7 protein-coding genes and 1 pseudogene are annotated in these 10,222 nt (G+C 50.5%); 4 read left to right on the top strand and 4 right to left on the bottom strand.

The annotated features are described in order from the left end of the window. A pseudogene (locus tag V8L70_RS20400) lies at positions 1-629 on the top strand (poly-beta-hydroxybutyrate polymerase); the annotation flags it as partial. Between the two features lie 444 nt (positions 630-1,073). Here the strand turns inward: V8L70_RS20400 and V8L70_RS20395 are convergent. The 4 genes from V8L70_RS20395 to V8L70_RS20380 form a co-directional block, all read right to left on the bottom strand. After that, positions 1,074-1,751, bottom strand: a complete 678-nt coding sequence (locus V8L70_RS20395; protein ID WP_101147153.1) for a DUF2238 domain-containing protein — start codon at positions 1,749-1,751, stop codon at positions 1,074-1,076. Between the two features lie 16 nt (positions 1,752-1,767). Further along, entirely contained in the window at positions 1,768-4,500 is a 2,733-nt protein-coding gene (locus tag V8L70_RS20390; RefSeq protein WP_101147152.1) for an HAD-IC family P-type ATPase, read from the bottom strand. 134 nt (positions 4,501-4,634) lie between these two features. Further along, positions 4,635-5,657 (bottom strand): zinc-dependent alcohol dehydrogenase family protein, encoded by a 1,023-nt coding sequence (locus V8L70_RS20385; RefSeq protein WP_101147151.1) that lies wholly within the window; start codon positions 5,655-5,657, stop codon positions 4,635-4,637. Positions 5,658-5,941: 284 nt separating this feature from the next. Then, positions 5,942-6,445, bottom strand: a complete 504-nt coding sequence (locus V8L70_RS20380) for a hypothetical protein (RefSeq protein WP_008956630.1) — start codon at positions 6,443-6,445, stop codon at positions 5,942-5,944. A 910-nt stretch (positions 6,446-7,355) separates the two neighbouring features. On the opposite strand from V8L70_RS20380, the gene V8L70_RS20375 reads away from it, so the two are divergent. The 3 genes from V8L70_RS20375 to ftsH all read left to right on the top strand — a co-directional run bounded on the left by V8L70_RS20375 (position 7,356) and on the right by ftsH (position 10,221). Next, complete coding sequence (locus V8L70_RS20375; RefSeq protein ID WP_101147150.1) at positions 7,356-7,814, top strand: hypothetical protein; 459 nt, start codon at positions 7,356-7,358, stop codon at positions 7,812-7,814. Between the two features lie 179 nt (positions 7,815-7,993). After that, complete coding sequence (locus tag V8L70_RS20370; protein ID WP_101147149.1) at positions 7,994-8,353, top strand: TraR/DksA family transcriptional regulator; 360 nt, start codon at positions 7,994-7,996, stop codon at positions 8,351-8,353. Between the two features lie 20 nt (positions 8,354-8,373). Then, positions 8,374-10,221 carry an ATP-dependent zinc metalloprotease FtsH gene (gene ftsH, locus V8L70_RS20365; protein ID WP_101147148.1) on the top strand — a complete coding sequence of 616 codons (1,848 nt, stop codon included), beginning with the start codon at positions 8,374-8,376 and terminating at the stop codon, positions 10,219-10,221. Position 10,222 lies beyond the last annotated feature (1 nt).

Here is a 10,222-nt window from a genome sequence, read left to right as displayed (position 1 = left end):
AAAAACGGAATCGGTTGACCCATCGTGACCGCTCAGCGTACAAAACTCTCTCCAGCGTGAAGGCCGTGTGCAAATCGGTCACGATCACCGGAATGACCGGTCACGTTCGCCGGAATACGCACGCCTGGAACACCGATGCAACGCGCATGCCCTACCGTATGCATTCTGAATATTTGCGTACCCTATTTTTAAATAATGACTTAGCCGAAGGACGCTTGCGGGTAGAAGGCCGCCCGGTGGCGCTTAGCGATATACAAATACCTATTTTCTGTGTTGGCACAGAGTGGGACCATGTCGCACCATGGCGATCCACTTATAGATTGCACCTTCTTGCAGATGCACCGGAGATTACTTTTTTGCTCACTAGCGGTGGTCATAACGCGGGTATTATTAGTCCCCCTGAACAATCGCATCGGCATTATCGAATAGCCACCGCCTTTGAAGGTGACTCCTATATTGATCCAGACACGTGGCTGGAGCGTACAGCAATTAAGCCAGGCTCCTGGTGGGGTGCATGGCAATCATGGTTGGCAGCAAGATCAGGCCCCCTTGTCGAGGCACCTCACGTTGGTTCACAAAACTACCCACCTCTCGAAAACGCCCCCGGCAGCTATGTCAGAAAAGCATAGCTCTGTATGGCTAGCTTGATGAAGACGCTATTCATTTTGTGTTCTTTGAGCCTGGCTAGCTAACGAAGCTGAGCGTCGCCCACTAATATATAGTGGAATAAACCCTCCACGATTAGAGAAATAAATAAAACACGCAAAACGATAGGCAACAACTTTTAGCGACTTAAGCAACCAAATAAGTCTTAAGACGTAATCATACAAACCCCATATCCAACCCCTAAAAAACTTATACACTTACTGCATAGCGCCTCAAATAAACGCTATAAAACAACTTAATAAACTGCAAGATTTTCATATGACTAAATCAACAAGAGAATACTAAAGTTAATATTTTTTATCTATCACCCCATGCAACTGTTAGCAGTAGTAAAGCACAATGCTACCACTCCTTTCAGTGGTGCATTGATGTATTTTAGAATAGCTTCTACCCACTATTAAAACTGCCTATTTATTGGCGGCCGAGCTAATTCTAGCTACTAAATAGCGCACTGACACACTCAGCGCACTGGCTATGAAAGCTCCTAAAAGTGCTAACGCCATATCCTTCTGCGCATCCCAAATATCTCCCTGGGCACCTAGGTATGACTCCCCCAATTCCCCTGGGAAGAGTACAACAGCCAGCCACTCAGCAATCTCATAAAACGCCGAATGGGATAAAATCAGCACCACCGGTAGTAGGCGCCATAAAACTGCCTCATATAGTAGGTGTCTTTTCACAAGATCTTTCATCAGTGGAAAAAGTAGCAGTCCATAAAGGAAATGTACCCAGCGGTCGTACTGATTACGCTCAAAGCTAAACCGTTGGTCCAGAGAAAACCCAAACAGTGTTCTCAACCAGTGGTCATAGGGCACTTCAGAATAGGTATAATGAGCACCAACTTCATGAAATATTAAAAATAGAAAAATGCTTAACCATGCCAGACGCGAGACACCACCCTGATACCACAACCAACCCAATACGGGCACCGCGGCAAACACCAGAATATTTTCAAGCAGCCAATCTGAGCGGTAATAAGGTGCTATGGCCAGCCATATCCAGAACAGCACAAAGCCAACAAACAGCCATACAGGAAACGGATCAAGCGTTAGCAGCCGAGCACGTACTTGCTTAATCCTAGACACACTCCTCTACCTCTGTTTATTGATTTAGCCAGCCTGTTCGGCGCATCACAATTTTCTCGACTTCCAATATAGCCATCATCACCATGCCGATGCTGATGACTAATACGCCATCCAAAAATGCTAACGGACGCGTATCGAAAAGGGCATGCATAACAGGCCAGTAGGTAAACAATGCCTGAGCAACGATCACCACAGTGACAGCAGACAGCACAGCGGGGGTGCCTATTAGCCCCTGCCAGCTAAATGAAGTGTAGTGTAGATAGCGCACGTTAAATAGATAGAAAATTTCCAATACGACGATCAAATTGACCACTAAGGTGCGAGCCATCGCAAGCTCATCCCCTCGCCCTAGTGAGTAAAAAAATACGCCCAACACCGCTGCCAGAAACAGGAACGACACAAGCGCTACCCGCCAGATCAAAAAAGGTGTCAGCAGCCCTTGGTTGGCAGGCCTAGGGCGGCGCTGCATGACGTTGGGCTCTGCCGGTTCGAACGCTAGAGCAAGGCCAAGGGTGCCCGCCGTAACAAGATTGATCCACAAAATCTGCACCGCAGACATCGGCATTGAGAAGTTAAACAAGATAGCGGCAATCACCGCCAATACCTCGCCGCCATTAGTAGGCAGTGTCCACGCGGTTACTTTGCGGATATTGTCATAGACTACTCGCCCTTCATTCACTGCAGCGACGATGGAGGCGAAGTTATCATCCAGCAAGACCATCTGGGAGGCCTCCTTCGCTGCATCAGTCCCTTTATGCCCCATGCCAACACCGACATTTGCCTGCTTCAACGACGGTGCATCATTGACGCCATCGCCGGTCATGGCCACGATCGCCCCCGTCGACTGCAAGGCACGCACGATACGCAGTTTGTGTTCAGGGTTGGTTCGAGCAAACACACTGGTTTCGGTCACGATAGCAGGCAGGTCAGTGTCTGAAATGTCATCAAGATCACGCCCCGTCAGGACGTATGGTTCCTCTCCAAATCCTAGCTGCCGAGCAATCGCCGCAGCCGTCTCAGCGTGATCACCGGTAATCATTTTCACCGCAATACCTGCAGAGTGGCACTCTTTAATGGCGGCCACTGCCTCTTGGCGCGGGGGGTCGATAAACCCTATCAGGCCAATGAAGACAAGCCCATCCAGGTCGGAAAAAGCCAGCTTATCAATATCGGAGGCTACTGTTTTAACCGCAAAGCCGAGCACTCTTTCTCCCTGGGCGGCTGCATTCGCGACCTTGGCGCCCCAGGTATCTCGGTCTAACGGCGCCGTCCCTTCACCATCTATTTGGGCGATACATCTCGTCAGCAGTTCATCGGGGGCGCCCTTGACAAAAATCCGACCATCGCCTGCTGAATGGCGATGAAGCGTGGCCATAAAACGATGCTTGGCATCAAAGGGGATCTCATCAAGTCGCGGCCATTCATGGCGGGTTAGCTCCGGCTCCAAACCAGCTTTTATCGCCAACGCCACCAGCGCCCCTTCCATCGGATCGCCCATCACATGCCAAGCACCATTTTCCTGGTTCAATTGGGCATCGTTGCACAGCGCTCCCGATAGCACTAAACAACTACTCTCTAGCCGCTGTTTATCCGCAGCAGCATCATCGGTAGAAGCGGCTTCCAGCCGACCTTCCGGCACATAGCCCGAACCTGTCACCGTGTACTGCCCATGAGGGACTTCCAGCCGTCGCACTGTCATTTCGTTACGCGTCAAGGTGCCGGTCTTATCGGAACAGATGACCGACGTAGCGCCGAGTGTTTCTACCGCCGGTAGCTGCCGGATCGCTGCATGACGACGCGCCATGCGCTGTACACCAATAGCCAATGTAATGGTGATGACTGCTGGTAAGCCTTCAGGAATAGCCCCCACCGCCAGAGCAACGACAGCTATCAGTGCGTCCGGCCATGCATAGCCACGTACTAATACCGCAAAGGCAAAGAGTACGGCCGCCACCGCCAGGGTGATCCAAGTAAACTGCTTTCCAAAATGATTAATCTGGCGCAGCAGCGGTGTGGTCAATGGCTGCACCTCTCGCAACAAAGCACTGATGCGCCCGATTTCCGTAGCACCCCCCGTTGCGACCACGACACCTAGCCCTTGCCCAGCAGCCACCAGCGTACCCGAATAGGCCATTGAGTGCCGGTCACCCAGCGCAGCTTCCTTTGATGCTGGTATTACCTGCTTTTCTGCTGCTACCGACTCACCAGTCAGAATGGCTTCTTCGATACGTAAAGCACTCGTACGAATAAGCCGCAGGTCAGCAGGGACCCGTTCCCCTGGCTCAAGCGACACGATATCCCCAGGTACAATCTCTTCGACAGGCACCTTGACTCGCCTTCCTTCTCTTACCAGATAAGCGTGCGGGGCGATAAGATTGTGGATCGCGCTCAGCGCCTTTTCCGCCTTACCTTCCTGAATAAAACCGACCACGGCGTTGACTAAGACCACCGCAGCAATGACCGATGCATCGACAAAATGCCCTAGCAGTGATGCAGCAAGCGCTGCCGCTAACAGAAAATAGATTAATGCATTATGAAAATGCGCAAGAAAACGAAACAGTGGGTGGCGGCCAGCCACTACCGGTAACTGGTTGCGTCCGTACTTAGCCAAGCGCCTGGTCGCTTCGCCTGCTGTCAGACCCGACGATGAAGTCTTCAAGTCCGCAAGGACCTCATCAATATGCCTAGCATGAACCCCCAAAGACGAGTTATCTAATAACAAACTGGTATCGGCAGTAGGCGTTTCCATCCTGACTCCCTGGCAGACGTATCCAAGAGGAATAAGCAATCACTGTCACAGATCACCACCGTCACGGTATCGACTTCATCACGGTCATGGCAGCAAGCAAAGTGATCGTGGTGTGGGAAAACAAAGTACCCAACTTACGAATCGACATCGAACATCTCAGATGCTGGTGATGTCTCCATCACCAATACTGCAGCGCCGGTTACTTTGCCTTCCCTGAGATCCTTAAGCGCTTCATTAGCAGCGTGGAGCGGATAGCAGGTTGTACTGGTTTGAAGGGCCGCTTGGGAGGCCAGCGATAAAAACGCCTTACCGTCCTGGCGGGTCAGGTTAGCTACCGAGCGTAATTGGCGCTCTCCCCAGAGTAGCGCATAAGGGAAAGAGGGAATGTCAGTCATGTGTATACCGCCACAGACAACGACTCCCCCTTTGCGCACGGCACGAAGTGCAAGGGGTACCAGCTTCCCCACGGGTGCAAAAATGATAGCGGCATCCAGGGGTACCTCCGGCAACTGTTCAGAGCTACCTACCCACATCGCGCCCAAGTGTTGCGCAAATCGTTGAGACGCTTTATCGCCCGGGCGAGTAAAGGCGTACACTTCCACGCCCTGCCGTTTTGCGACCTGCGCCACGATATGCGCCGCCGCGCCAAAGCCATAAATACCGAGACGCTGCAGGTCATCGCCACACATGACTAGAGAACGATAGCCGATCAGACCAGCACACATCAGTGGAGCTGCTTCTACAGCGCTATAGTCGGGGCCGATTGAAAAGCAGAAGCGATGGTCCGCCAGCGTGTATTCAGCAAAGCCACCATCAATCTGGTAGCCAGTAAAGCGCGCCTGATCACAAAGGTTCTCCTGCCCATGTAAACAGTAACGGCATTCACCGCAGCTATACCCTAGCCAGGGAATACCCAGTCGTACTCCCTTCTCCAGCGACACACCAGGGCCACACTCGACAACATGACCAATAATTTCGTGGCCAGGAATAATCGGATAATGGATGTCTGGCAATTCTCCATCGAGTAGGTGCAAGTCAGTACGACACACGGCGCACGCCTCTACTTTAAGCAGTACCTGCCCCGGCCCCGGCGTAGGAATTACCCTTTCATGACACTGCAAAGGCCCACCCTGTTTCTCAAGCACCATGACCTTCATGCGACTTCCCTAAGCACGTAAACTACAATTTAACTAACGTCCCTTACCTAGCTTTTGTGCGCTATTTTTTGCACAAACCCATGCCTCGACCACAGCGACTATTAGTAGAGTATGAATAGTTATAGTGTAAGCTCTCTTGAAGAGAAGCTCTCCAAGCAAATAAAAGCACTTACTCATAACAGTATTGATCTAGCGCAAAAAAAAACCTCTCAACGTGGCTCACTCTGCGTCAGTAGAAATATGCTCCTCCGCTGACATATGTTGTGTACAAAGCGGCGCTTTAATCACATCGCAAGACTTAACTTAGAAGAGCCTACTCCCCACTGCTCACGACACTCCCGAAGCACATGGCACTCTTTCGTTTTCTGTGTCACAAAGTCGAATAATGGCTGATGTAGCTCAGGCGTCGCATTTGTTTCCAGCAGCCAACCAAAGAACGTACACGTCGCTTCAGCGGATTTTTCGGCATTTGCTAGTAGGTATTTCCCCATATTTTCATCAACAACGAAGAGGTGCTTATTAACTTTATTAAAAAAAGGAGGCTCCTTTTGCTGGTTAGCATTTGCGCAAGCGCCAAGCTCCATCTGACTAGCCACTTCCTGCAAACTGCAGAGTCTGTGCACACACTCCATACCAATCGCATCCATCAGGCGACTAATAGGTGGATCAAAGGGCAGAAAACTCAGTGCCAAGCCCCGGTAGCGATTCAGCTCACGTACCTCGTGCAAATAAGCTAAGCTCAACTGGTCTTGCGGTAGATAAGTAAGTGCTGTCAAGTTATCCATCATTAAAGCCCTCTAATCATCAAAAAAAGCCCAACAATGGGCAGCTTTTCAAAGGGCATCCTAGTGTGAGGTAAAGCTCGTTTTCTATGATACCGGTCAATTTTCTATATCAACATTAAAAAATTAACACTCATTAAAATCTTACCTGTTTTTTAACTAATCAACTATTAATACTTTATCACTATCATGATAACTAAAAATCTAATCATTTAGGTTATCATTTTCAAAACAACAAGGCACCCCATCCTTAGCAGCAGCTCTCTCCTTGAAATCAAGCATACTATCCATAAAAAATTTCAAGCCATAAAGCTGACAACGGTCAAATTTTTGTGCACCCATGTCGTCTATACTATTTGAAAGTTATTATTGGAGTTCTAGCTAACTTTTTGTATAGACACCATAAAACGTCAGTGTCGGCTGGCTGGTAAAAACATAAAATATTACAACAACATTAAAGCCATCTATACGGCCTTACCTTCAAAGAGGACAATAAAATGGTAACGTCAGATCTTACAAAACAGCCTTTGAAAGCACCTCTCACAGAAAACTTGCTCGTTTTGTGGTCTCAACCGTGGATGGAATCCACTAATACAGCGATCAAGTTGCAGCGAATTTGGCTAGAGACACTGAATGACGCAACGCGTCACGAACTAGACTTCTTTTCAACCGTGACGAGTTCCTGCAACAAGCTGACAAGCTGCATGTTGGGCCTTGAGGGTCTGCTAACACCTTCGTCTATGGTGTCCTGCTATCATGAAATCACTGGTGATATGACAGAAGCGACGTTAAAACGCGCGCGTAAGGTATCAAAGCTCAGCGATGACCTAAGAGAGCGCATTTGGTGTGAGATCTAAAGATTCTGCTCAGTAACGCATCACTTCCAACAAGAGCCAACCTGAGATAGGACAAGGGCATGACGGTTGAAACCATTAAAGACATATTGGAGCTGACCCGGAAATTGCATGCCAATCTGGCCGATACACTGAAGCGCGCCGCCATGGATGCCCGGCAAGAAAAGCTGCGCATGTTACTTGACTATCTTTCCCAACATGAACAAGAACTTAGCAGGGTCATAGCATTGAGCGAGGAAGATGCAGAGAAAGCCACGCTCCAAACGTGGTGTGCAGAATACTTTGACAAGTACCCTTTCAAGCTTGAAACACTGGGTAATTTAGACTTTGCCAACATGAGCACTGACGATGTCCTGCGCTCTTTGCTAGCAGTACATGATCGTATTATTGATCTCTATCGCTATTTATCGACACGGGCTGAAGTCTCGTCCACCGAGGAATTATTGAATGGCCTCCTCGCTTTAGAACAACACGAAATCATGCGCATGATACGAGACGCGGAAAAGCTGGAAGATCTTTAGTCACAGCTACAAGTTCTAGCGCTCATGCTGTTGGACCTTACTCAGAAAGCCGTGATGGTGTAACGCCACCGTCGGCCCGATTAAAACAGGTTTGAGCATAACGCGAGCTGTACCAAGTGTATTAGATGCCATATACCGCTCAATAGAGCCACGTACTAACCAACATTAACGGGTACATCATGTCTACTCAAGATAGAAAGGCCTGGCTAGACAACCTACGGTTAGAGCTCAAAGCCCGCATCCATCACTATGAAGAACACCAGCATCGAAGCAGTGGCGCTCTGAATAAAGATCTTGATGATCAGGCGCTAGAGGTTCAAAACGACGAAGTTGTCGCGCGGCTGGAGGAAGAAGCCAGGCTAGAACTGGCCCAGGCCGAACGCGCCTTGGCACGCATCGCTGCCCAGGTCGGAGACTTCTGCGAGGAATGCGGCAAGCCCATCGCACCAGATCGTCTCAAGGCATTGCCCTACACAACCCGCTGCAAAAACTGCGCGACCAGTAACGAGGGCGAATCCTCCTCCAATAAGGCCTTCTAGGAAGCCGCATTGAGGTTAGCATGGACAAACGTTACCAAGCATATATCCTCTTTTTTATTTTCGGCTATATTTTTGTCCTATTGGCTCAGGATTTCATTGCGGAGGGGCGTTCCTATGAACCGATTCCCTATTCCGAGTTTCGTCATCATCTTGAGCAAGGCATCATCAACACGCTTGATGTTAGTTCAGAGCGGATCAAAGGCACCTACAATACGCCACTCTCCGACGGTACTACTGGCTTCACCACCTATCGCATCGACCCGACCTTGGCCAATGACCTAGCCCAATACGATGTCACTTTCAATGGTGCGCCTAGTGAGTCATGGCTGACCTCTCTGCTTTCTTGGCTCTTGCCGTTCCTGCTCGTATTCGCTATCTGGGGATTTTTCCTGCGCCGTATGGTATCAAGTCAGGGAGGCCTCGGCAGCATGATGACACTGGGCAAATCGAAAGCCCGTGTTTATGTTGAAACCGAAACCAAGGTGACCTTCGCCGACGTGGCTGGCATTGACGAAGCCAAGGATGAACTCAAGGAAGTAGTGGCCTTTTTGCGTGACCCACAGCGTTACGGACGACTAGGCGCCCACGTGCCAAAGGGCATTCTGCTGGTCGGCCCTCCTGGCACTGGCAAGACGCTGCTGGCCCGTGCCGTGGCTGGCGAAGCTGGCGTTCCCTTCTTTTCGATTTCAGGGTCCGAGTTCGTAGAGATGTTCGTCGGCGTGGGGGCAGCCCGAGTTCGAGACCTCTTTGAGCAAGCTGCAAAAGCCACGCCATGTATCATTTTTATTGATGAACTGGATGCACTCGGCGGCGCCCGAGGGCTTGGTATGCTCGGTGGCGGTCATGACGAAAAGGAACAGACCCTCAACCAGCTACTAACTGAGCTAGATGGCTTTGATACATCATCCGGGATTGTACTTCTGGCCGCGACTAACCGACCCGAAATCCTTGATCCCGCCCTGCTGCGTGCAGGACGCTTCGACCGTCAGGTTTTGGTTGATCGCCCCGAGCGTCGGGGACGTATTGCCATTCTCAATGTACATCTAAAACACCTTAACAAGCTGGCGTCTGATGTCGATGCCGAGCAGATAGCCGCCTTGACCCCAGGGTTTACCGGTGCTGATCTAGCCAACTTGGTCAATGAAGCGGCTCTGCTAGCCACGCGCCGTGATGCCGATGCGGTGACATTAAGCGATTTTACACTCGCCGTGGAGCGCATCGTTGCTGGACTGGAGAAGAAAAGCCGTGTGCTTAATGAACATGAGCGACGCGTAGTAGCGCATCACGAAATGGGCCATGCGCTCGTCGCCGCTTCGTTGCCTGGAATGGACCCTGTACACAAAATCTCTATCATTCCACGTGGGGTGGGCGCCTTGGGCTATACAATCCAGCGCCCAACAGAGGAGCGTTTCCTGCAAACGGTTGCCGACCTAAAGAGTCGCATGGCAGTGCTGATGGGCGGCCGAGCCGCCGAACGCATGATTTTCAATGAAATCTCAACTGGAGCGGCTGATGACTTGGCCAAGGTGACCGATATTGCCCGTAGCATGGTCACCCGGTTCGGAATGAGTGAGGAAGGCGGTCAAGTCATTTACGAGGAAGACCGACAAGCTTTTCTAGGCGACAAATTTGGGCTTGCAAAGCCCAAGACCTACTCTGAGGAAACTGCTCGTGAAATCGATACTGCCATACGCAGGCTGGTCGACGACGCTTTTGATAAAGCCACCCAGATACTGACTAGGCGCCGTAAGGTACTGGAGACCGGTGCCGCCATGCTGCTGGAGCGCGAGACGCTAACCGCCCAAGATTTTCCTCCCATCGGGGAAGTAGTAGAGATAGCTGACAGGCCAGCGACGGATCGCATATAAG

The organism is Vreelandella arctica (genome assembly GCF_037070215.1).
GTDB classification, from domain to species: Bacteria; Pseudomonadota; Gammaproteobacteria; order Pseudomonadales; family Halomonadaceae; genus Vreelandella; species Vreelandella arctica.
This window is presented reverse-complemented; position numbering and strand designations above follow the sequence as displayed.